General features: G+C 72.4%; 21 protein-coding genes and 1 pseudogene. 11 read left to right on the top strand and 11 right to left on the bottom strand.

Annotation, left to right across the window (positions count from 1 at the left end):
• Nucleotides 1-65 precede the first annotated feature (65 nt).
• Genes ABZU74_RS31960 through ABZU74_RS31945 form a run of 4 tightly spaced genes read right to left on the bottom strand, consistent with a single transcriptional unit; the run spans nt 66 to nt 5,120 of the window.
• The gene (locus ABZU74_RS31960; protein WP_355431837.1) at nt 66-2,135 is read right to left on the bottom strand and encodes a penicillin acylase family protein; all 2,070 of its coding nucleotides are present in this window, start codon (nt 2,133-2,135) and stop codon (nt 66-68) included.
• Nucleotides 2,132-2,956 carry an ABC transporter ATP-binding protein gene (locus tag ABZU74_RS31955; RefSeq protein WP_355431834.1) on the bottom strand — a complete coding sequence of 275 codons (825 nt, stop codon included), beginning with the start codon at nt 2,954-2,956 and terminating at the stop codon, nt 2,132-2,134. Before ABZU74_RS31955 ends, ABZU74_RS31960 begins: the two co-directional genes overlap by 4 nt.
• A gap of 29 nt (nt 2,957-2,985) precedes the next feature.
• Nucleotides 2,986-4,011 carry an iron chelate uptake ABC transporter family permease subunit gene (locus tag ABZU74_RS31950; protein ID WP_355431831.1) on the bottom strand — a complete coding sequence of 342 codons (1,026 nt, stop codon included), beginning with the start codon at nt 4,009-4,011 and terminating at the stop codon, nt 2,986-2,988.
• The gene (locus tag ABZU74_RS31945) at nt 4,008-5,120 is read right to left on the bottom strand and encodes an iron chelate uptake ABC transporter family permease subunit (protein WP_355431828.1); all 1,113 of its coding nucleotides are present in this window, start codon (nt 5,118-5,120) and stop codon (nt 4,008-4,010) included. The genes ABZU74_RS31950 and ABZU74_RS31945 overlap by 4 nt, the downstream gene beginning before the upstream one ends.
• A gap of 73 nt (nt 5,121-5,193) precedes the next feature.
• Between ABZU74_RS31945 and ABZU74_RS31940 the strand changes: the two genes are divergently transcribed.
• The 6 genes from ABZU74_RS31940 to ABZU74_RS31915 all read left to right on the top strand — a co-directional run bounded on the left by ABZU74_RS31940 (nt 5,194) and on the right by ABZU74_RS31915 (nt 12,140).
• On the top strand, nt 5,194-6,225 hold the full coding sequence (locus tag ABZU74_RS31940; protein ID WP_355431825.1) for an ABC transporter substrate-binding protein: 1,032 nt from the start codon (nt 5,194-5,196) through the stop codon (nt 6,223-6,225).
• An 80-nt stretch (nt 6,226-6,305) separates the two neighbouring features.
• Nucleotides 6,306-7,844, top strand: coding sequence for an aspartate aminotransferase family protein (locus tag ABZU74_RS31935; protein WP_355431822.1), 1,539 nt, complete (start codon nt 6,306-6,308; stop codon nt 7,842-7,844).
• Between the two features lie 35 nt (nt 7,845-7,879).
• Entirely contained in the window at nt 7,880-9,157 is a 1,278-nt protein-coding gene (locus ABZU74_RS31930; RefSeq protein ID WP_355431844.1) for a SidA/IucD/PvdA family monooxygenase, read from the top strand.
• Nucleotides 9,154-9,747 carry a GNAT family N-acetyltransferase gene (locus ABZU74_RS31925; protein ID WP_355431819.1) on the top strand — a complete coding sequence of 198 codons (594 nt, stop codon included), beginning with the start codon at nt 9,154-9,156 and terminating at the stop codon, nt 9,745-9,747. Before ABZU74_RS31930 ends, ABZU74_RS31925 begins: the two co-directional genes overlap by 4 nt.
• Nucleotides 9,744-11,591, top strand: a complete 1,848-nt coding sequence (locus ABZU74_RS31920) for an IucA/IucC family siderophore biosynthesis protein (protein WP_355431816.1) — start codon at nt 9,744-9,746, stop codon at nt 11,589-11,591. Before ABZU74_RS31925 ends, ABZU74_RS31920 begins: the two co-directional genes overlap by 4 nt.
• Before the next feature lie 48 nt (nt 11,592-11,639).
• Nucleotides 11,640-12,140, top strand: coding sequence for an anthrone oxygenase family protein (locus ABZU74_RS31915; protein WP_355431812.1), 501 nt, complete (start codon nt 11,640-11,642; stop codon nt 12,138-12,140).
• Between the two features lie 33 nt (nt 12,141-12,173).
• On the opposite strand, the gene ABZU74_RS31910 is transcribed toward ABZU74_RS31915, so the two are convergent.
• Nucleotides 12,174-12,647: a MarR family transcriptional regulator gene (locus ABZU74_RS31910; protein ID WP_355431809.1), complete on the bottom strand. Its 474-nt coding sequence runs from the start codon at nt 12,645-12,647 to the stop codon at nt 12,174-12,176.
• 137 nt (nt 12,648-12,784) lie between these two features.
• Between ABZU74_RS31910 and ABZU74_RS31905 the strand changes: the two genes are divergently transcribed.
• Nucleotides 12,785-13,345, top strand: a complete 561-nt coding sequence (locus ABZU74_RS31905) for an NAD(P)H-dependent oxidoreductase (RefSeq protein WP_355431806.1) — start codon at nt 12,785-12,787, stop codon at nt 13,343-13,345.
• Nucleotides 13,346-13,418: 73 nt separating this feature from the next.
• Here the strand turns inward: ABZU74_RS31905 and ABZU74_RS31900 are convergent, their stop codons facing one another.
• On the bottom strand, nt 13,419-14,357 hold the full coding sequence (locus ABZU74_RS31900) for an SDR family NAD(P)-dependent oxidoreductase (RefSeq protein WP_355431803.1): 939 nt from the start codon (nt 14,355-14,357) through the stop codon (nt 13,419-13,421).
• Between the two features lie 152 nt (nt 14,358-14,509).
• Between ABZU74_RS31900 and ABZU74_RS31895 the strand changes: the two genes are divergently transcribed.
• Entirely contained in the window at nt 14,510-15,415 is a 906-nt protein-coding gene (locus ABZU74_RS31895; RefSeq protein ID WP_355431800.1) for a LysR family transcriptional regulator, read from the top strand.
• A 16-nt stretch (nt 15,416-15,431) separates the two neighbouring features.
• Here ABZU74_RS31895 and ABZU74_RS31890 read toward each other — a convergent pair whose 3' ends face one another.
• Nucleotides 15,432-16,028, bottom strand: a complete 597-nt coding sequence (locus ABZU74_RS31890) for a sigma factor-like helix-turn-helix DNA-binding protein (protein WP_355431797.1) — start codon at nt 16,026-16,028, stop codon at nt 15,432-15,434.
• Nucleotides 16,029-16,143: 115 nt separating this feature from the next.
• A pseudogene (locus ABZU74_RS31885) lies at nt 16,144-16,410 on the bottom strand (FAD-dependent oxidoreductase); the annotation flags it as partial.
• A 197-nt stretch (nt 16,411-16,607) separates the two neighbouring features.
• On the opposite strand from ABZU74_RS31885, the gene ABZU74_RS31880 reads away from it, so the two are divergent.
• Nucleotides 16,608-17,888: an MFS transporter gene (locus ABZU74_RS31880; RefSeq protein ID WP_355431794.1), complete on the top strand. Its 1,281-nt coding sequence runs from the start codon at nt 16,608-16,610 to the stop codon at nt 17,886-17,888.
• Between the two features lie 42 nt (nt 17,889-17,930).
• On the opposite strand, the gene ABZU74_RS31875 is transcribed toward ABZU74_RS31880, so the two are convergent.
• Complete coding sequence (locus tag ABZU74_RS31875) at nt 17,931-18,416, bottom strand: GNAT family N-acetyltransferase (RefSeq protein WP_355431791.1); 486 nt, start codon at nt 18,414-18,416, stop codon at nt 17,931-17,933.
• A 146-nt stretch (nt 18,417-18,562) separates the two neighbouring features.
• On the opposite strand from ABZU74_RS31875, the gene ABZU74_RS31870 reads away from it, so the two are divergent.
• Nucleotides 18,563-18,874 (top strand): hypothetical protein, encoded by a 312-nt coding sequence (locus ABZU74_RS31870; RefSeq protein WP_355431788.1) that lies wholly within the window; start codon nt 18,563-18,565, stop codon nt 18,872-18,874.
• Between the two features lie 32 nt (nt 18,875-18,906).
• Nucleotides 18,907-19,062: a hypothetical protein gene (locus ABZU74_RS31865; RefSeq protein ID WP_355431786.1), complete on the top strand. Its 156-nt coding sequence runs from the start codon at nt 18,907-18,909 to the stop codon at nt 19,060-19,062.
• Between the two features lie 52 nt (nt 19,063-19,114).
• Here the strand turns inward: ABZU74_RS31865 and ABZU74_RS31860 are convergent, their stop codons facing one another.
• Together ABZU74_RS31860 and ABZU74_RS31855 are read right to left on the bottom strand one after the other, a co-directional pair.
• Nucleotides 19,115-20,134, bottom strand: coding sequence for an aminoglycoside phosphotransferase family protein (locus ABZU74_RS31860; RefSeq protein ID WP_355431783.1), 1,020 nt, complete (start codon nt 20,132-20,134; stop codon nt 19,115-19,117).
• Nucleotides 20,131-21,204 carry a LacI family DNA-binding transcriptional regulator gene (locus ABZU74_RS31855; RefSeq protein ID WP_355431780.1) on the bottom strand — a complete coding sequence of 358 codons (1,074 nt, stop codon included), beginning with the start codon at nt 21,202-21,204 and terminating at the stop codon, nt 20,131-20,133. Before ABZU74_RS31855 ends, ABZU74_RS31860 begins: the two co-directional genes overlap by 4 nt.
• Nucleotides 21,205-21,233 lie beyond the last annotated feature (29 nt).

Raw genomic sequence — 21,233 nt, 5'->3', positions numbered from 1 at the left:
CGGCCCCCCCCCCCGGCCGGCCCCCGGGGGGGAGCCCCCCCCCCCCCGCCCCGCGGCCGGTGCCGTCAGTGACGTTCCTCGGCGAGCTGATCCCAGTCCGTGCTGACCGGCAGCAGGTCCCCGGCCAGCCAGGCGGGGCTCTGGTCGTCGTGGTGCGGGTCGCCGGGCACCCCGCAGGCGCCCAACGGGACCACCCAGCGGCTGTCCGAGCGGCGGGCCAGGTCCCAGACGAAGCGCGCCGCCGGCCCCCGGAAGCACCAGTGGGTGACTCCGGGGACGCTGGAGGTGGCCAACACGCAGTCGTGGTCACCGTCGAGCCGGGGGCCGGGCCCGGCGTCCGGGGCGGGCAGGGCCCGCCACGGCGCCAGCCGGTGCAGATCCCCCCAGGGCGCCTGCCCGGCCGTGTCGCCGACCTCCTCGGCGGCCGCGCCCACCAGCGCGGCGATGTCCACACCCGGCAGCGGGGCCGAACCGAGCAGGTGCTCCAGCGCGTAACCGACGCGCGGCGTCAGCGCCAGCCAGGGCGCGAACACCTCGGGGTACGCGGGCGGCTCGGCCAGCGCGGCCAGCGCCGGGTGGGCGGCGATCCGGCGTACGACGGCCGCCCGCAGAATGGCGTAGGCCGCCGCGTCAGTGCTGTCGGCGGCCATCCGGCGGTCCCAGCGCAGCAGCCGTTCACGCAGCGCGGCGGCGGCCGGGCCGAGCCCCGTCGACTCGGTGAGGACCGCCAGCAGTGGCCCGGCCGCGCCCAGGTACGTGTCGGTGTGCACAGTGGCCAGTTCGTCGGCCGTCCAGGCCGGACAGGCGTCGAGCAGTTCGGCGATGCGCCGCGCCCGGTGTGGTGGGGCGAACTCCACCCCGAGCGGCGCCGCCAGCCCGCGCTCGTTTGCCATCACCGCCCGACCGACCACCTCGGCGCGGGGCATCGGCGCGTGCCAGCCCTGCCACCCGTACGCGGCGTCCCATCCGGGGACCACCCGCCGACCGTTCTCCGGGTGCCGTACCGGCACCGCCCCGGCGACCCGGTGCAGCAGCCCTCCTGCGGTGTCCGCCGCCTGCACCACGTTGACCGGCTCCACCCAGTGCCGCAGCGCGTGGTCCACGTCGGTCACGGTACGGGCGTGCAGCAGCTCCGGCAGCGTCGCGAAACCGAGGTCACCCCGGACCCGGGGCGGGTAGCGCAGGCTGAGCGCCGTCTCGTCGTCCGGCCCACCGGCGATCACCGGACCACGGTCGGTCTCGATCACCTCGACCTCGACCGGGCCGGCGCCGGCCACCTCGATTGTCTCGACGTGCCGGTGCGCCGAACGCCAGCCGTTCGGGCCGAGCGCCTGCACCCGGGGGCCGTCGCGGCGCAGCCGCTCGGCGTACACGTCCTGGTAGTCGGCCATCGCGTTGGTGATCGCCCAGGCCACCGGACCGGCGTGCCCGAAGTGCGCGAGGCCCGGCACGCCCGGCACCGCGAGACCTACCACGTCGTACTCCGGGCAGGCCAGCCGGATCTGCTGGTAGACGCCCGGATCTTCGATGAACCGGTGCGGGTCGCCGGCGAGCAGCGCGGCCCCGGTGCCGGTGCGCTCCGCGGCGAGCAGCCACCCGTTGCTGCCGGCCACGGCCGGCCCGTCGGTGGCGAACCGGTCTATCGCGTCCGGCCCGAGCCGTTGCGCCACGTGCTCGCGCCACAGCTTGCCGGGGAACCCCGCGAACAGGATGTGGTGGCCCAGCCAGACCCCGAGCGGTGTCCACGGTTCCCACCGACCCGGGCGCAGCCCGGTGGCGGCGAACTCCGGTGACCGGGCTGCCCCGGCGGCGAGACCGGCGTTGACGCCGTCCACGTAGGCGCCCACCCACTCGGCGGTCGCCGGGTCCAGCGAGGCGTGGCAGCGGCGTGCGGTGTCGTCGAGCCGGACCTGCCGGACGAACCGGTCCCAGCCGAGCGCGTCGGGGCCGAGGAACGCCGCGCTGGTGCCTTGGGCGCGGTGCCGTTCTACCTCAATCTGCCAGGCCCGGTCGTACGCGGTCACCCGGCCCTGCGCGGCCGCCAGTGCGAGCGGGTCGTCGGCCCGCAGGTGCGGCACCCCCCACGGGTCGCGGAAACGCTGAGCGGTTCTGGTTGGCTCGCTGTGCTCGCTCACGCCGGCTCCGGGGCCAGGGTGGTGGCGCGGCGTCGGGCCGCGGGGACGACCAGCGGGGTGCCCGTCTCCGGGTCGTCGATCACCCGGCAGGGCAGCCCGAACACCTCCGCCACCAGGTCGGCGGTGACCACCGACGCCGGTTCCCCGGCGGCCACCACCCGTCCGTCGCGCATGGCGATCAGGTGGGTGGCGTAGCGGGCCGCGTGGTTCAGGTCGTGCAGCACCGCGACCAGCGTGCGGCCCTGCTCCTCGTGCAGCCGGGCGCAGAGATCCAGGATCTCGATCTGGTGGGCGATGTCGAGGTACGTGGTCGGCTCGTCGAGCAGCAGCAGGGGTGTCTGCTGGGCCAGCGCCATGGCGATCCAGACCCGCTGCCGCTGCCCGCCGGACAACTCGTCCACCGCCCGTTCGGCGAGGTCGTCGACCCCGGTCGCGACCATCGACTCCTCGACCACCCGTTCGTCCTCGCGCGACCACTGCCGCAGCAGCCCCTGGTGGGGGTAGCGTCCCCGGGCGACCAGTTCGGCGACGCTGATGCCGTCCGGCGCGATCGACGACTGCGGCAGCAGGCCGAGCGTACGGGCCACAGTGCGGGCCGGCAGGTCGTGAATGTCCCGCCCGTCCAGCAGCACCGCACCGGCGCTGGGGCGCAGCATCCGGGACAGTGCGCGCAGCAGCGTCGACTTGCCGCACGCGTTCGGGCCGATGATCACCGTGAAGGACCGGTCGGGCACCGCCACGGTCAGGTTCTCGGCGATGGTGCGCTGGTCGTAGGCGAGGGTCAGCGCGGTGCCGCCGAGCCGGGAATCGCCGGGTCGCATGGGTGCTCCTTCGAGGGCGTCACGGGTGTTCACAGCCGGCCCGCCCGACGTTCCATCGCCAGCAGCCAGACCAGGTAACCGCCGCCGATCACGCCGGTCACCACGCCGACCGGGAGTTGATGCCCGGCGAACGCGCGCTGCGCCACCAGGTCGGCCCCGACCAGCAGTGCCGCGCCGACGGCCATCGACGGCAGCAGGTTCGGGCCCGGGGCCCGGGTCAGTCGTTTCGCCACGTGCGGGGCGACCAGCGCCACGAAGGACACCGGGCCGGCGGCGGCCGCCGCGAACGAGACCAGCAGGACGGCGGCGGCGAGCAGCACCAGGCGCAGCCGTCGTACCGGCACGCCCAGGGCGCTGGCCGCGTCGTCGCCCAACTCCATCATCCGCAGCGCCGGGGCGCAGCCGACGAGCACCAGCGGTGCCAGCATGACCAGGACGGCGAGCAACGGCCCGGCGTTGGCCCAGCCGCGCCCGTCCAGGCTGCCGGTGAGCCAGAGCACCGCGCGGGCGGCGTCCATCAGGGGCGCCCGGGTCAGCAGGTAACCGTTGACGCCGGTCAGGATCGCGGCCACCCCGATGCCGACCAGGATGAGCCGGTAGCCGTGCACTCCGCGCCGCCAGGCGAGCGCGTAGATCACCAGGCCGGTGCCGAGACCACCGACGACCGCCGCGCCGGCCAAGGCGAGGCTGCTGCCGCCGAGAACGACCACCACCAGCGCCCCGGTCGACGCGCCCTGGGTGAAGCCCAGGATGTCCGGGCTGCCCAGCGGGTTGCGGACCAGCGACTGGAACACCGTGCCGGCGAGAGCCAGCGCCGCGCCGACCAGCAGGGCGGTGACCAGCCGCGGCAGACGCAGGTCGAGCACGATGAACTGCTCCGCCAGGGTGCCGCCGCCGGTCAGCGTGCGCAGCACGTCCGCCGGCCCCATCGGGAAGTCACCACTGCCCAGGGCCACCAGGCCGAACCCGGCCGCGAGCACCGCCGCGCCGACACCGACGCCCAACGCGCGCGGCCGGAACCGCAACGACAACCCCCCACCACGGATGACGCTCACGGTTGCGCCACCCGTCGGCGGGTGACCAGCCACAGGAAGAGCGGACCGCCCAGCACGGCGGTCACCATGCCGACCTGGAGTTCCCCGGGGCGGCCCAGCACCCGGCCGAGCACGTCGGCGCCGAGCAGCAACGCGGGCGCGAGCACCGCGCAGTATGGCAGCAGCCAGCGCAGGTCCGGGCCGGTCAGGGCGCGGACCAGGTGCGGCACCAGCAGCCCGACGAAGACGATCGGGCCGCACGCGGCGGTCGCCGCGCCGCAGAGCAGGGTGACCGCGACGATCACGGCGGCGCGGATCAGCGCGGGTCGAGCGCCGAGGGCCCGCGCCCCGTCATCGCCGAGCGCGAGCGCGTTCAGCGGACGGGCGGCGCCCAGCGCGACCAGCAGCCCGATCAGGATGAACGGCAGCACGCGGGTGACGGTCGCGGTGTCCGCGCTGGCCAGTGAGCCGACCGTCCAGAAGCGCAGCCGCTCCAGCGAGGCGGTGTCCAGCAGCATGACCGCGCTCACGTAGGAGTAGAGGGTGGCGTTGAGCGCCGCCCCGGCCAGCGCGAGCCGGGCCGGGGTGGCGCCGCGTCCGCCGCCCACGGCGTAGACGAGCGCGGTCACCGCCGCCGCGCCGAGCAGCGCGAACCAGACGTACCCGCCGACGGCGGTGACGCCCAGGAACGCGGCGGCGGTGGCGACGGCCGCGGACGCGCCGGCGTTGATGCCGAGCAGCCCGGGGTCGGCGAGCGGGTTGCGGGTGAGGGCCTGCATGACCGCGCCCGCCACACCGAGGGCGGCGCCGGCGAGCAGCCCGAGCAGCGTGCGGGGCAGACGCATCCGGTGCACCACGGCGTACTCGGTGGCGTCGCGGTGCAGCAACCCGGACCAGACGTCGGCGAGCGGCATGGCCTTCGCGCCGACCGCGATGCTGAGCACCACGATCACCGCGAGCAGCGCCACGGCGGTGACCAGGCCGGCGGCGCGGGCCGCCCGACGGCCACGCCGGCTCGGGGGTGCGGCCGTTTCCCTGGCCGGCACGGTCGGTGCCGGTCGGGTGACGGTGGGTGTGGCGTCCAGTGTGGGCTCCGGGGTGATGGCGACACGGCGAACCGCTGTTGACAATGACCGAGGTTAGGCTAACCTAACCCCGCTGCCCCGGTCGACCCCGGCCAACCCCTGATCGAAAGACAACACCATGCCCGATGCCCTGTCCGCCCGCCGCCTCTCCCGCCGTGGCCTGCTGACCGCCGGTGGCGCTGCCACGCTGGCCACCCTGCTCGCCGCCTGTGGCAAGGAAGACGCCACGAAGCCCGCTGCCGGCAAGGGAAGTGGCCCCTGGTCGTTCACCGACGACCGCGGCACCAAGGTCGAGGCGGCGGCCCGTCCGAGCCGCGTGGTGGCCTTCACCGGAGTGGCGGCGGCTCTGATCGATTTCGGTCTCGACAAGCAGCTCGTCGGCGTGTTCGGTGAGACCAGGCGCGCCGACGGCACCGCCGACCCGCAGGCCGGCGACCTGAACGTCGAGGGCGTCGAGATCCTCGGCAACGTGTGGGGCGAGTTCAGCCTGGAGAAGTACGCGGCGCTGCGCCCCGAACTGCTGGTCACCCACATGTACGACCCGGACGCGCTCTGGTACGTGCCGGACGAGAGCAAGGCCAAGATCCTCCCGCTGGCGCCGAGTGTGGCGATCACCACCGCCCGGGTGCCGATGACCAAACCCATCGAGCGGTACGCGGCGCTGGCCGAATCGCTCGGCGCGGACCTGTCCGCGAAGATGGTCACCGACGGCAAGGCCCGCTTCGACGCCGCTGCCGAGGCGGTCCGGCAGGCGGTCAAGGCCAACCCCGGAATCACGGTGATGGCCTGCTCCGGCAGCCCCGACCTCTTCTACGTCTCCAACCCGAAGGTCAGCACCGACCTGATGTACTTCGCCGAGCTGGGCGTCGACATCGTGGTCCCCACCAAGCTCGAAGCCGGCGACTACTTCGAGGCGCTGAGCTGGGAGAGCGCCGGCAAGTTCCCGGCCGACCTGATCCTGCTGGACAACCGCAGCACCGCGCTGCAGGCCAAGGACCTCACCGCCAAGCCGACCTGGCAGCAACTGCCGGCGGTCAAGGCCAACCAGGTGAGCCCCTGGGACGCGGTACCCCGCTTCTCGTACGCCGGCTCCGCGCCGCTGCTGGAGAACCTCGCCACCGCCATTCGGAACGCGAAGAAGGTCAGCTGACGGACACCGCTCCCCGAGGCGCACCGCCGCGCCTGGGGTCGGTTCCGGCTGCCCTCGTCGAGAACGTGGAAGGACATTCCGTGACCGTGCCGACGTACCCCGTCGAGACCACCACGCCGCAAGCGGCGTCAACCGCCGCGCGTGCCCAGCTGCTGCACGGCGGCTCGGTCGAGCAGTACCGCCGGACGATCGCCGACGGCGTCGCCCGGGTCGCCCGCCGGGTGGCCACAGTAGACCGTCCCGGCACCGGAATCACGCCCGCCGAGCTGGCCTCCCTGGTGGACCGGGTGGACCTGGACCGTCCGCTGGGCGACGCCGGCGCCGCGCTGGACGAGCTGGAGAACGTCTACCTGCGCGACGCCGTCTGGTTCCACCACCCCCGCTACCTGGCCCACCTCAACTGTCCGGTGGCGATCCCGGCGCTGCTCGGTGAGGCGGTGCTCTCGGCTGTGAACTCCTCACTGGACACCTGGGACCAGAGCGCCGGGGCCACCCTCATCGAGCGCCGGCTGATCGACTGGACCGCCGAGCGGATCGGCCTCGGCCCCGGCGCCGACGGCATCTTCACCAGCGGCGGCAGCCAGTCCAACCTGCAGGCCCTGCTGCTGGCCCGGGAGGAGGCGTGCGTCGACGCCATCGGCCCGGCGGCCCGCGCCGAACTGCTGCCCCGGCTGCGGGTGCTCACCTCCGCGGCCGGTCACTTCAGCGTGCAGAAGTCGGCCAAGCTGCTCGGCCTCGCCCCGGACGCGGTGATAGCCGTGCCCACCGACGCCCGGCGACGGATCCGGCCGGCCGCCGTCCGCGAGGAGATCGCCCGGTGCCGGCAGGCCGGGCTGGTGGTGATGGCCGTCGTCGGCACCGCCGGCACCACCGACTTCGGCTCGATCGACCCGCTCGCGGATCTGGCCGGAATCTGCGCGGCAGCCGGCGTCTGGCTGCACGTGGACGCCGCGTACGGCTGCGGTCTGCTCGTCTCGCCGACGCGCCGGCACCTGCTCGACGGCATCGAGCTGGCCGACTCGGTCACCGTCGACTTCCACAAGTCGTTCTTCCAGCCGGTCAGCTCCAGCGCGCTGCTGGTCCGCGACCGGCGGACGTTGCGGCACGTCACCTACCACGCCGACTACCTCAACCCGGCCCGGATGGTGGAGCAGCGCATCCCCAACCAGGTCGACAAGAGTTTGCAGACCACCCGCCGCTTCGACGCGTTGAAGCTCTGGCTCACCCTGCGGGTGATGGGCCCGGACGCGCTCGGCGGTCTCTTCGACGAGGTCGTCGACCGGGCCGCCGATGCCTGGCAACTGGTCAGCGAGGACCCGCGCTTCGAGGTGGTGACGCGCTCCGAGTTGAGCACCGTGGTGTTCCGCTACCTGCCCACCGGCCCCGGCCGGGAGCTGGCCGACGCCGCCAACCTGCACGCCCGGGAAGCCCTCGCGGCGTCCGGTCTCGCCGTGGTCGCCGGGACCCGGGTGGACGGCCGGCACTTCCTGAAGTTCACACTGCTCAACCCGGCCACCACCGTCGACGACGTCGGGTACGTGCTCGACCTGATCGCCACCCACGCCGGCCGGTACGTGCACGACCACGTCGCCGCCGATCTGACCTGCCCCGTCGGCTGACGCCGGTGACCACGAACCCGCGCCTGGAGACCCCGATGTCCACCCACGACTTCATCGCCATCGGGTTGGGGCCGTACAACCTGGGCCTGGCCTGCCTCACCGCGCCGATCGACGAGCTGGACGGGGTGTTCCTGGAGGCGCGGCCGAGCCTGGCCTGGCACCCCGGCATGCTGCTGGAGTCGGCCCGGTTGCAGACCCCGTTCATCGCCGACCTGGTCAGCCTCGCCGATCCGACGTCGCCGTACTCGTTCCTCAACTATCTCAAGGAGATCGGCCGCCTCTACCCGTTCTACATCCGGGAGAGCTTCTACCCGCTGCGCAGCGAGTACGACGCGTACTGCCGGTGGGCGGCGGCGAAACTGCCGAACCTGCGCTTCGGCCAGAGCGTGACCACTGTGGAGTTCGACCCCGCCGACGAGCGGTACGTGGTGCGGGCCAGCACCGGCGCGGGGGAGACCGTCGCATACCGGGCCCGGCACCTGGTGCTCGGCACCGGCACCCCGCCGCACCTGCCCCCGGCCGTGGCCGAGTTGCCCGGCGACGCGGTGCACAACTCCCACTACCTGGCGCACCGCGCGGCGCTGCGCACCAAGCGCAGCATCACTGTGGTGGGCAGCGGGCAGAGCGCCGCCGAGATCTACCACGACCTGCTCGGCGACATCGACCGGTACGGCTACCAGCTCAACTGGGTGACCCGGTCGCCGCGGTTCTTCCCGCTCGAATACACCAAGCTGACGCTGGAGATGACCTCACCGGACTACGTGGACTACTTCCACGCGCTGCCCGAGGCGACCCGCTACCGGCTGGAGTCCGAGCAGAAGGGCCTGTTCAAGGGGATCAACGCCGACCTGATCAACGACATCTTCGACCTGCTCTACGCGCACAGCGTGGACGGGCCGGTGAACACCCGCCTGCTCACCAACACCGAGTTGGTCAGCGCCGACCACCAGGACGGGCAGTACACGCTGGGGTTGCGTCAGGTGGAGCAGGAACGCGACTTCGCCCTGCGTACCGAGGGCCTCGTCCTGGCCACCGGCTACCACTACCGGGTGCCGGAGTTCCTGGCCCCGGTGCGGGACCGGATCCGCTGGGACGCGCACGGTCGCTTCGACGTGGCCCGCAACTACAGCATCGACCACACCGGGCGGGGCATCTTCCTGCAGAACGCGGGCACCCACACGCACAGCATCACCTCACCGGACCTGGGCATGGGCGCGTACCGCAACTCCTGGATCATTCGTGAGCTGCTCGGCCGGGAGCACTACCCGATCGAGAAGAGCATCACCTTCCAGGAGTTCGGGGTGTCGTCGTGACCACCGTCTTCACCCGCGTCGACGAGGGGCTCGGTGCGTTCGCGCTGCGGTCACTGGATCCGGACGCGGACGCGGCGCTGCTGCACACCTGGGTGACCCACCCGAAGGCGGCGTTCTGGATGATGCAGGACGCCGACGAGGCCCAGGTGGCCGAGGAGTACCGGCGGATCGCCGGGCACCCGCACCACGACGCGTACCTCGGCCTGTGGCGGGGGAGTCCCGCGTTCCTCGCGGAGCGCTACGACCCGGCCCACGTCGAGCTGGTCGGCCTGTACGACCACCAGCCCGGTGATGTGGGCATGCACTTCCTCTGCGCGCCTGTCGACGCGCCCGTGCACGGCTTCACCCGGGCGGTGATCGGCACCGTCATGGCGTGGCTCTTCGACGACCCCGCGACGCGGCGGGTGGTGGTCGAACCGGACGTGCGCAACACCGCCGTGCACGCGCTGAACGCCGCCGTCGGCTTCACTGTCGTCGGCCCGATCGCCAAGCCCGAGAAGGACGCGCTGCTCAGCGTCTGCACCCGAGCCCAGTTCCAGGCCGCCGCCGCCCGCGCCGCCGCCACCCGAATCGAAGGAGCCCCGGCGTGACCACCACCGCCGTCCCCACCCACCCGCCCGTCGCCACCGCGCACAGCGCCTCCGGCGACCCGGTCGGGCACCTCACCCCGCAGCGGTGGGCCCGGGCCAACCGACTGCTGGTCCGCAAGGCGCTCGCCGAGTTCACCCACGAGCGGCTGCTCAGCCCGCAAGCCGTGTCCGGCCCCGACGACCGGCGGTGGTACGAGGTCCGCAGCGACGACGGCACTGCCACCTACCGGTTCGCGGCGCGGGTGCTGGCCCTGGCGCACTGGCAGATCGATGCGGACAGCATCACCCGACACCGTGACGGCACCTCAGTGGCCCCGGACGCGGTGGACCTCATCGTCGAGTTGCGCGACACCCTCGGGCTCTCCGCGCGGGTGCTCCCGGTCTACCTGGAGGAGATCACCTCGACGTTGGCCGGTACGGCGTACAAGCTGGCCCAGGCCGCGCCGAGCGCCGCCGACCTGGCCGAGGCGGATTTCCAGACCATCGAGACCTCGATGACCGAGGGTCACCCCTGCTTCGTGGCGAACAACGGCCGGCTCGGCTTCGGGGTCGACGAGTACCACAGGTACGCGCCGGAGGCCGCCGCGCCGGTGCGGCTGGAGTGGCTGGCCGCGCACCGGGACCACTCGACGTTCAGCAGCGCCGCCGACCTCGACTACGACACCCTCATCGAACGTGAGCTGGACGCCGAGACCCGGGCCCGGTTCGCGGCCACGATGGCCGATCTCGGGCTGGACCTCGCCGACTACCACCTGATCCCGGCGCACCCGTGGCAGTGGTGGAACAAGCTGGCGGTCACCTTCGCCGGGGAGCTGGCCGAGCGGCGGCTGGTGCACCTCGGCCCCGGGCCGGACGTGTACCTCGCGCAGCAGTCCATCCGCACCTTCTTCAACGTCAGCGAGCCGGGGCGGCACTACGTCAAGACCGCGCTGTCGGTGCTGAACATGGGCTTCATGCGGGGGTTGTCGGCCGCGTACATGGCGGCCACCCCGGCGATCAACGACTGGCTGGCCGACCTGATCGCCGCCGACGAGGTGCTGACCGGCACCGGCCTGACCGTCATCCGGGAGCGGGCCGCTGTGGGTTACCGGCACCGGCAGTACGAGGCGGCGACCGATCGGACCTCCCCGTACCGCAAAATGTTGGCCGCCCTGTGGCGGGAGAGCCCGGTGCCCGACCTGGCGCCGGGGGAGCGACTGTCCACCATGGCCGCGCTGCTGCACGTCGACGACGAGGGCGGCTCACTGGCGGCGGCGCTGATCGCCCGGTCCGGCCTGGCGCCCGAGGTGTGGCTGCGCCGCTACCTGGACGCCTACCTGACCCCGCTGCTGCACAGCTTCTACGCCCACGACCTGGCCTTCATGCCGCACGGTGAGAACGTCATCCTGGTCCTCGACGAGCAGGACACGGTCCAGCGGGTGATCTTCAAGGACATCGCCGAGGAGATCGCGGTGATGAGCGACGAGGTCGAGCTGCCGGCGGCGGTGGAGCGGATCCGCGTCGAGGTGCCCGACGACACCAAGCTGCTGAGCATCTTCACCGACGTGGTGGACTGCTTCCTGCGCCACCTCAACGCGGTGCTGGTCGAGGCCGGTGTGCTCGCCGAGGACGACTTCTGGCGCACTGTCGCGGCCTGCGCCGCCGACTACTTCGACCGGGTGCCGCACCTGGCCGAGAGGGTTCGCCACTACGACCTGTTCGCCCCGGAGTTCACGCTGTCCTGCCTCAACCGGCTGCAACTGCGCGACAACCAGCAGATGATCGACCTGGCCGACCCGTCGGCGGCTCTCCAGTTCGTCGGCACCCTCACCAACCCGCTCGCCGCCCACGCCCCGGCCCGGTGACCACTGTCGCGTTTGGTCGACACGCGTGGCAGCGGGTGCAATAGGCGGATGGGAGTTCTGAGTACCGCCAGCCTGTTCGCCGCCACAGTGACCACCGGCCTGACCGCCGGGCTGTTCGCCGCCTTCGCGTACGCGGTCATGCCGGGGCTGGCCCGTACCGACGACAGGACGTTGGTGCTCGCCATGCGGCGGATCAACGAGTCGATCCTCAACGGGTGGTTCGCTGTGTGCTTCGGCGGAGCGCTGCTGTTCACGCTGCTGGCGGCGGCGTTGCACCTCGGGGCCGAGCGGCGGGCGGTGCTGCCGTGGGTCGTCGCCGGGCTGCTGCTGTACCTGGTGGTGCTCGGCGTCACCGCAGTGGTCAACGTGCCGCTCAACAACGTTCTCGTCCGCGCCGGCGACGTCGACGATGCCACCGACTTCGCGGCGCTGCGGGCGCGCTTCGAGGTCACCTGGGTACGCGGCAACGTGGTCCGTGCCGTCGCGTCGACAGGCGCCTTCGGGCTGCTGGCCCGGGCGCTGGTGGCAGAGGGTCGGCTGCCCGGCTGAGCGGGGCGGGTGACCGACCGGGCCGCCGCCGGCTCAGTCGGTCGGCTCCGCCGTGCCGGCCCCTTGGAACGCGCGGGCCAGCTGGGCGAGGTCGAAACCTTCGAAGTGCTGGAGGAACCGGCGGCGTACGGCAGCGAGGTGACTGGGCCAGGCCTCCTGCAGGCGGGCGTAGCCCGCGTCGGTGAGGACGGCGTTCCAGCCGCGCGCGTCCTCCTCGCACCGTTCCCGCCGGACCAGGCCCTGCGTCTCCAGTCGGGTGATCGTGCGGGTCATGCCGCTGAGGGAGAGGTGGCAGAGCCCGGCCAGCTCGTTCATGCGCATCCGCCGGTCCGGTGTCTCGGAGAGGTTCATCAGCGCGGTGTACTCGGTGAGCGGCAGCTGACGGTCACCGACCATGTCCGCGTCGATCGCGCGTGGCAGGACGTGCATCACTTGGCCCAGGGCGCGGACCAGGGCTTCCTCTTCGCAGGTGAGAGGTTGCGGAGTCGCTGAGGACGGGTCGGCCATCCTCTTATCATACTTGTTTGACTGAGCAAATGGTGACCCTCCGTGTGACCACGGCCATAGGGCGGATATTTGCTTGACCAATCAAGCAGTGGTTAGCGTTCCCGTCGTCAGGCAAGGACCTCTGGAAGGCGTCACACATGACCAGGATCGGGATCATCCTCGGAAGCACCCGCCCGGGGCGTAACGGCGAGGCCGTCGCCCGCTGGGTGCTCGAGATCGCCAAGCAGCGCTCCGACGCGGAGTACGAGCTGATCGACCTGCTCGACTACCAGCTGCCGCACCTCGACGAGGCGTACCCGCCCTCGATGGGCCAGTACACCCAGCCGCACACCAAGCGGTGGGCCGAGACGATCGCGTCGTTCGACGGGTTCATCATGGTCACCCCCGAGTACAACCACTCGACCTCGGGTGCCCTGAAGAACGCGATCGACTTCCTCTACGCCGAGTGGAACAACAAGGCCGTCGGCTTCGTCAGCTACGGCTCGGTCGGCGGGACGCGCGCCGTGGAGCACCTGCGTCTGATCTCCGGCGAGCTGCAGATGGCCGACGTGCGCTCGCAGGTCGCGCTGTCGCTCTTCACCGACTTCGAGAACTTCAGCGTCTTCAAGCCCAACCAGTTCCACCAGGACTCGCTGAACGCCACGCTCGACCAGGTGGTCGCCTGGAGCACCGCGCTCGCTCCGCTGCGCAAGGGCTGAGCTTTCGCGCAAACCGGAAACGGCCGCGGGGAACCCCGCGGCCGTTTCCGGGCGTTCCGGCATACGGTGCTGGTCAGGCACGCTCCGCGTCGGCGAGCAGGTCCAGCGAGAGCTGCCACAGTCGCGCCGCCGCGGCAGGGTCGGTCGCATGGTCGGCGACGCCCCGCAGCGGCGTCTCCGGACGGTGGCGCACCGCCTGCTCGCCATCCTCGAAGTACCGACCGCCGACGCCCTCCAGCTGCGGCCAAGCGGCGAGAAGCACTGAGGTCGCGGCCCCCTGCTGCGGGGTCTTGAAGTCGTACGCCGGAAGCTGCGCGTAGTCCTCCTCGGTGAGATGCCGTCCCAGGTTGGTGGTGACCGCACCCGGGTTGGCCGCGTTGACGGTGATGCCGTCGCCGGCCCAGCGCCGGTTCGCCTCCACCGCGAACAGTGCCGTGGCGGTCTTCGACTCGCCGTAGGCGAGAAGACGGTCATAGGGGCGTTCCCGGAAGTTGACGTCCTCGAAGACCATCGGGGCCTGAACGTGGGCGATGGAACTCAGCGACACCACGCGGGCCCGACCGGCACCGGCGAGTGCCCGGTACAGCCCGTTGGCGAGTGCGAAGTGGCCGAGGTGGTTGGTGGCGAACTGCAGCTCCCAACCCTGCGCGGTGCGCAACTCGGGGGTCGCCGACACCCCGGCGTTGTTGACCAGGATGTGCAGCGGGCCGTCCCAGGCGGCCACGAAGGCGGCGACCGACCGCTGGTCGGACAGGTCCAACGGCATGACCCGGATCAGCCGGCCTGCGGCCCCGGTGCCGATCTCCCGCGCGGTCCGTTCCCCGGCCCGCACGTCCCGTACCGCCAGGGTCACCTCGGCGCCCGCCGCGGCGAGCGCCCGGGCGGTCTCCACCCCGATGCCCGACGAGGCGCCGGTGACGATGGCGCGTTGCCCGGTCAGGTCGACACCGGCCACGACGTCGGCGGCGGTGGACCGGGCGTTGAACGGCGTGGTGACGCGTGGTTCAGTCATGATCGACTTCCTTCGGTGGGTGTCCTCAGGTGGCCGTGGCGGCTAGTCGTACAGGCGTACGGCGTGCCGTCCCAGCCCTGCCCAACGATCGTGCGCGGTGGTCTGCGCGGACGGCCAACACGCTCTTCCTGGCGTGGCTACAGTCTGTTGCTGTGGCAACGCCTGAGCTGCGACAACTGCGATACTTCCTGGTCCTCGCGGAGGAGCTGAGCTTCACCCGGGCCGCCGCCCGCCTGATGATCGCCCAGCAGTCGCTGTCGCAGCAGATCACCGCCCTGGAACGCGTCCTCGGGGTGCAGCTGTTCGACCGCGGCAGCCGGGGCACCACCCTCACCGACATCGGCGCCCTGTTCGTGCCCGAGGCGCGCGCCGTGACCGACCGCGCCGAGCAGGCCGTCGCCGTGGTGGGACGGGCCCGGCGGGGTGAGGTCGGCAACCTCCGACTCGCCTTCCTGACCACCGTCGCCAACCACCTGCTGCCCCCGGTGGTCCGGGCGGTCCGCCACCACCTCCCCGACCTGCACCTGGCCACCGAGTCCACAAGCATCGCGCCCCTGGTCCAAGGGGTTCTCGACGGGCGGTTCGACGTCGCCTTCACCCGGACCCCGCTCGTTCCCGGCCTGGGGTCCAGGCGTTTGACGACCGAGCCGGTCTGCGCGGTGCTGCCCGAGGGGCACCCGCTCGCCGGGCGCGACGAGTTGACGCTCGCCGACCTGGCGAACGAAACCTGGGTCATGACGCCGCGCAGCTCCTGGGAGCCCTGGCACCGCGCCTACCAGGACCAGTTCCGGGAAGCGGGCTTCGTGCCGACCGTCGTTCAGGAGGAGGCCGGCGTGCAGAGCCTCCTAGGCCTGGTCGCCGCCGGACTCGGCGTCACCCGGCTCGCCTGCTCGGCGGCCAGCCTCCGCCGCACCGGAGTGGTGTTCGTCCCGCTGGCCGGCGCCTACGCGTACACCGAGATGGTGTGGTTGGCGGGCAACGCCGCACCCGCGCTGCACCGCTTCCTGGACGTGGTCACCGAACTCGCGGCGACGACCGACCTCACCAGCACCGGCTGACGGTGCGGCGGCCGGCTCAGCGCGTCGCGAGATGGTGGGTGGTGCCGTCGGCGACGGCGCGAAGCTTGTCGGGGTTGGCGACGTTGTGAATGGTGGTGATGCGGCCACTTGCGTCGATGTCGAAGGAGACGGTGGCGACCACCCGGCCCGCACCGCTGAACACCAGACCAGGCCCCCCGTTGATCTCGACCAGGGCGGCGTGCACGTCGTGCGGCGCAACGCCCTGGTAGGTGACGGTGCCGATGGCCGCGAACCAGCCGGCGACGGTTTCCGCACCCCTGATCGGACGCAGGGCCTGGCGGACCTTACCGCCACCGTCGGTCCACAATGCGACGTCCGGAGACAGCAGCTCCAGCAGGGTGTTGAGGTCGCCCCCGGTCGAGGCGGCGAGGAATCGCTCAGTGACGCCGCGCTGCTGCGACCGGTCCGCGGTGAAGCGAGGCCGCTGGCCCCGCACATGTTCACGAGCACGGTGGGCGGTCTGACGGACCGCGGCCTCGGAGCGTTCCACAGCCGCCGCGATCTCCGCGTGGCTGAAGTCGAAGACCTCCCGCAGGACGAACACGGCACGCTCGAGCGGGCTGAGCGTCTCCAGCACAACGAGCATCGCCATCGACACCGACTCGGCGTCGGTGACGGCGTCGGCGGCGTCCGCGTCGGTCAGGACGGGTTCGGGCAGCGTGCTCCTTCACGCCCGGGACCGCAGCCGTGTCCGTCACGGTGCCCAACGCGTAGACCAGAGTGTCGTAGCGCAGCACCCGGCTGTCGTCGATGCGGACGGTCTTCGCGTGGGCGTCCACCGCCGTCACCCAGCCGCGCACGAACCGCGCACCCGTCTCCGCCAGCAGCTCAGGGATGTTCAGCTCGGCGAGCCGTTGACCGGTCGCCGTCATGTGCAGCCGGAGGCGCTCGGTGAATCGCTCCTGTGGGTTGACCACTGTCACCTGCACGTCGGCCCGCCTGGTCCGGGCCGCGAGCTGGGTCGCCGCGGCCATGCCCGCGTAGCCCGCGCCCAGGATCAGCACGCGGTGCGGGCCCGCCGGGACCTGTCGATGCGATGTGCTCATTGTTTCGCCTCTCTGATCGAACTGACGACCACGAGATGCCTGCCGGCTGTCGGTTCGTGACATGCCAGCCCTGTGACGCCAGTCACGGCCAGCGTCGGACGACCACGTTGACTACCCTTGGCGCGATGAGCCGATCTGCCGCCGTCGGTCGGGCTCCGCTCTGGCGGGACCGGACCTTCGGCACGTACTGGGTCGCGCAGTCACTCTCGGCGGCGGGCGACTCGTTCGCCTACCTGGCGGTGCCGCTGCTGGTGCTGCAGGCAACCGGGTCGGTGGCGAAGATGGGCCTGCTCACCGCCGTCGCGGGTGCGGCGTCCGTCGTTGCCGGGATCTTCGGCGGCGTGCTTGTCGACCGGTACGACCGCCGCACCCTGATGATCGTGGCCGATCTGACCCGGTTGGTGCTCTACGCCCTGGTGCCACTGGCGTGGCTCGCCGGCCCGCAGGTCTGGCTGCTCTTCGTCGTGCTGCCGATCTGCGAGGCGGCCGGCATGGTGTTCCAGGTCGCCGCGGTGACAGCGGTCCGTAACCTCGTCGACTCCGACCGGATCACCGAGGCCAACGGCCGGTTGCAGGCGACGTACGCGGCGGCGGCCGTCCTCGGGCCGCTGCTCGCCGGTGTGGTGGCCGCCCGCTTCGGCCCGGCGACCGCCATCGCCGTCAACGCGGCGAGCTTCGCGCTCTCGGCGGCCGGGCTGTGGCTGATCCGGCTGCGCCCCGTCCACGTGGACGAGGGGGTGGCCCGGCAGCGCCCGCTGGCCGAGTTCCTGGCCGGGGCGCGGTTCCTGTGGCGACAGCCCGTGCTGCGCGCGCTGACCGTCCTGTTGTCGGTCTTCATCTTCCTCACCTACGGCTTCGTCGACGTGTTGATCTACCACGTCACGCACGACCTGGGTGGCTCCGAGGGCACCGTCGGCACGGTGCTCGGCCTGGCCGCGTTGGGCACTGTCGCCGGTGCACTGATGGTGGCCCCGCTGCGCCGCCGTCGCGGCTTCGGCGCGACCTGGATCGGCGCGCACGCGATCTGCGGCTTCGCCGTGGCGGGGGTCGGCGTCGCCACCAGCCTGCCCGCGGTCACCGCGCTCACCGCGGTGTACCTGTGCTGTCTCAGCGTCGGTGGGATCTGTTCGATGTCCCTGCGGCAGGAGATCACCCCCGATCACCTGCTGGGCCGGGTCACGTCGGCGTTCTGGAGCACGCACTACGCTCTCGGTCCGGCCGGCGCTGTCGTGCTGACCTGGGCCGCCGGCCGGTACGGCGCGTCGGCGGTCACGCTCGCGGCGGGCGCGGGGTGCCTGCTGGTCGCGGTCGGTGGGTTGTTCACCCCGATCCGCCGCGCCGGCGCGGAACCGGCCAGCGGTCAGCCGGTGCTGCGTCCCGCGCCGGCCGGCGGCTCGACCGGTTGAGCACCGACCACCAGGACGCCCCCCGAGCGCCGAAGGCCCGGGTCAGAACTCCAGATACATGACGTGCAGGCCGACCCGGCCGAGGGTGGGGTGGCGGAACGCCCCCGGCACCGTACCGACCACATCGAAGCCCTCCCGCCGGTAGATGTCGACCGCCGACCGGTTGCTCTGCGCCACGGCGTTGAACTGCATGCCGGCGTACCCCTGCTGGCGGGCCCAGGTCACGGCGTCGCGGCACAGCGCGGTGCCCACGCCCCGCCCGCGCGCGTCGGCGGCCACCATGAAACTCGCCGTGGACACGTGCGCGCCGGGCCCGGGGCGGTTGGCGCCCATCTTCGCGGTGCCCAGGACCCGCCCGCCGTCGACCGCGACGACGGTCCGACCCGGCGGGGCCTCGACCCACATCCCGTACGACTGCTCGGCGGTCATCGCGGGGTCGTAGGTGAACGTCTCCTGTGCCCGGATCACCTCCTCGATGATCGGCCACACCTGCGACCAGTCCCGGTCGACGAACTCCCGAATCAGCACCCGGGAAGGTTAGGCCCCCGCAGGAGCCGCGGACAATCAGTTATCCGCAGGTGCATCCGGGTGGTGTACCCGGGTGGTGTACCCGGTGCGAAGCATTGGTCGTGACGAAACGTCACGGATCCGTCGCTTCGACGAAAGGCCCGCTGATGAAGATCGCACGACTCGCCGCCCGGATGGCGGTGGGCGCCATGGCCACCGCGCTGGCCACCACGGCCGTCGCTGTGCCGGCCGCTCAGGCGACCGGCAAGCCCAAGCCGCTCGGCACGACGTCCCTCACCCAGGTGCTCACCAAGGACAAGAGCGGTTTCGACAGCAACTCGCGTGACTTCGACGTGCTGACGGCGGCCGTGCTGGCCGTGTTGGAGGCCAAGCCGAACTCGCCGGTCAAGGTGCTCACCGAGGGCACCGTGGCACCATCGATGGCAGGACGGCGCTCCGGGCCGACGGCACGGACCTGACCACCGCGCTCGGCTCGTCCGTCGAGGTCGACGTGCGCACCTACCTGTACTTCTTCCGCCAGGTGCGGCTCGTCGACGCCGACACCAACGACCGTGACGCGCGGGTCGTCTCCTACGACGTCAACAAGGGCAACCGGCAGATCGCGCACGCCGTGGACCGGGTGCTGCGCCCGATCGACCTGCCCTGACCGGGTGCGGGCGGCGTGCGACCACGCGTCGGACGCCACCCGCGCCGGGCCGTCAGTCCGAGGTGAGCGCTGCCAGTTCCTCGTCGAGCAGGGCCGCCAGCCGGGCGTAGCGCCCGGCGTGGCTGCGCGCGGTCATCCCGCGGCTGGGCATCTCCACAGTCATCAGCAGGTACAGGTGCAACCGGTAGAGACCGAGCCGACGGCGTGCCGAAGCGTCCAGCACCAGCGGTTCGGCCGCGGTGGCCCGGTAGCCGCGCAGCAGTGGGTGCTCCGGCTCGTCCTCGACGCGCCGGAAGAGCAGCGGCGAGACCAGGTCCAGCAGCGGGTCACCGTAGAGGAACCGCTCGCCGTCCACCAGGCCGCGCAGGCGCAACCGGCCGTCCCGGTCGGGCGCGGCCAGCACGTTGCCGTCCCAGCAGTCGAAGTGCAGCAGCGCCGGGCGGCGTACCTCGTCGAGCACGTCGGCGTGCCGCCCCACCAGCGCGTGCAGGCGGTCCCGGGTCACCGGTAGCCGGACGTCCCAGTCGACCGCGTCGGCCAGGAGCGTGTCGAGCATGGCCGTGAACGCCGCCCGCCAGGTCGGCCCGGCGGCCCGGTCGTCGTCGTACCCGAACCGTTCACCCGTCACCTGGTGCAACGCGGCGAGGGCCACCCCCAGGTCGTAGCGCGCCGGGCCGTCGTCGACCGCGACACCCGCCTCGGCCAGGTCGGACAGCGACCGGCCGGGCAGCATCGCGGTGACCAACCACTCGCCGTACGCCGGGTCGGCGCCGCGCCAGAGCACCGGGGGGACGGGCACCTGCGGCGCCCGCTCCGCGACGAGCCGGAAGTATCGCTCCTCGGCGGCGCAGAGCCCGTGCTCGTAGCGCAGCAGCGGCGTTCCGGCCGGCGGAGCCAGCTTCAACACCACCCGACGGTCGTCGTCCAGCAGCGCCCACCAGACCGTGGCGTACCCCCCGCCGGCCAGCGGACCGGCGTCCCGGACCCGGGTGCGTGGCCCGAACGACGCACCGATCAGGTACGCCACGTCGGCGGGCGTGAGGTGCCGCTGGGTCGGACTGACACCGGTCACGACGCGGTGTCACCTCGGCGTGCCCGTGGGGCGGAACCCGCGGGGGCGCGGGTGGACGGTGGGACCGGACCGGCGGTGTCGCGGCGGACCAGCTCGGCGGGGAGCACCTCGACCCGGGGCGTCGGGGCCCCGACGCCGAGCACCAGGGACATCGCCCGCACTCCCATGTCGACCAGGGGCAGTCGCACGGTGGTCAGCGCCGGGGTCACGTCCCGGGCGATCGGCATGTCGTCGAAGCCCAGCACCGAGATCTGCTGCGGCACCGCCAGCCCCCGCCCGCGCAGGGTGGCGAGCGCGCCGATCGCCATCGAGTCGTTGAGCGCCACGATCGCGGTGAGCTCCGGGTCGGCGTCGAGCAGTCGGGCGGTGGCCTCAGCACCACCGTCACGGTCGAACTCCGCGTACCGGATGCGCCGTTCCGGCAGCTCGCGACCCTGCTCGGTGAGGGCCTGCCGGAGCCCGGCCAGCCGGTCGGTCGTGGTGGTCAGGATCCGCGGGCCGGCGACCACGCCGATCGCCCGGTGCCCCAGACCGCACAGCTCCCGCCCGGCGAGGTAGCCGCCGGTCCGGTTGTCCGGCATCACCGCGTCACCGGAGTGCTCGTGCCGGCCGATCACCGCCACCCGGCCGCCGGTGGCCTCGTACGCGGCGAGCTTCTCGTTGAGCTGCCGGGTGAACGCCTCGTCGTGGTAGCCCGAGCCTGCCAGGATCAGCGCCGCCACCTGGTGGCCGCGCAGCAGCTCGACGTACTCCAACTCGCGGTCCGGGTCCCGGTAGCTGTTGCAGATCATCAGCAGCCGGCCCTGGTCGGTGGCGACCCGTTGCAGCCCCCGGGTGATCTCGGCGAAGTACGGGTCGGAGACGTCGTGCACGATCACGCCGACCGCGCTGCGGTGTGAGCGAGCCAGCAGTTGGGCGTGCGCGTTCGGCACGTACTGCAGCTCGGCGACGGCGGCGAGCACCCGCTCGCGCAGCTCGTCGGTGACCGGCTTGCTGCTGCCGTTGATGACGCGGGAGGCGGTGGCGGGTGAGACGCCCGCCCGGCGGGCCACATCGGACAGGGTCGCCATGGCCCGCCCCCTCGATCTGTTGACGGCGT

Origin of the sequence: Micromonospora sp. NPDC005171 (assembly GCF_040608575.1) — a bacterium.
Lineage (GTDB): Bacteria > Actinomycetota > Actinomycetes > Mycobacteriales > Micromonosporaceae > Micromonospora.
Note: the sequence above shows the minus strand (reverse complement) of the source record. Positions and strands in the feature narration are given on the sequence as shown.

Coding starts and splice junctions, on each gene's coding strand:
- ABZU74_RS31955 (WP_355431834.1), bottom strand. CDS start 2,956: ATGCGACCCGGCGATTCCCGGCTCGGCGGCACCGCGCTGACCCTCGCC.
- ABZU74_RS31940 (WP_355431825.1), top strand. CDS start 5,194: ATGCCCGATGCCCTGTCCGCCCGCCGCCTCTCCCGCCGTGGCCTGCTG.
- ABZU74_RS31930 (WP_355431844.1), top strand. CDS start 7,880: ATGTCCACCCACGACTTCATCGCCATCGGGTTGGGGCCGTACAACCTG.
- ABZU74_RS31915 (WP_355431812.1), top strand. CDS start 11,640: ATGGGAGTTCTGAGTACCGCCAGCCTGTTCGCCGCCACAGTGACCACC.
- ABZU74_RS31910 (WP_355431809.1), bottom strand. CDS start 12,647: ATGGCCGACCCGTCCTCAGCGACTCCGCAACCTCTCACCTGCGAAGAG.
- ABZU74_RS31905 (WP_355431806.1), top strand. CDS start 12,785: ATGACCAGGATCGGGATCATCCTCGGAAGCACCCGCCCGGGGCGTAAC.
- ABZU74_RS31900 (WP_355431803.1), bottom strand. CDS start 14,357: ATGACTGAACCACGCGTCACCACGCCGTTCAACGCCCGGTCCACCGCC.
- ABZU74_RS31890 (WP_355431797.1), bottom strand. CDS start 16,028: ATGGCGATGCTCGTTGTGCTGGAGACGCTCAGCCCGCTCGAGCGTGCC.
- ABZU74_RS31880 (WP_355431794.1), top strand. CDS start 16,608: ATGAGCCGATCTGCCGCCGTCGGTCGGGCTCCGCTCTGGCGGGACCGG.
- ABZU74_RS31870 (WP_355431788.1), top strand. CDS start 18,563: ATGAAGATCGCACGACTCGCCGCCCGGATGGCGGTGGGCGCCATGGCC.
- ABZU74_RS31855 (WP_355431780.1), bottom strand. CDS start 21,204: ATGGCGACCCTGTCCGATGTGGCCCGCCGGGCGGGCGTCTCACCCGCC.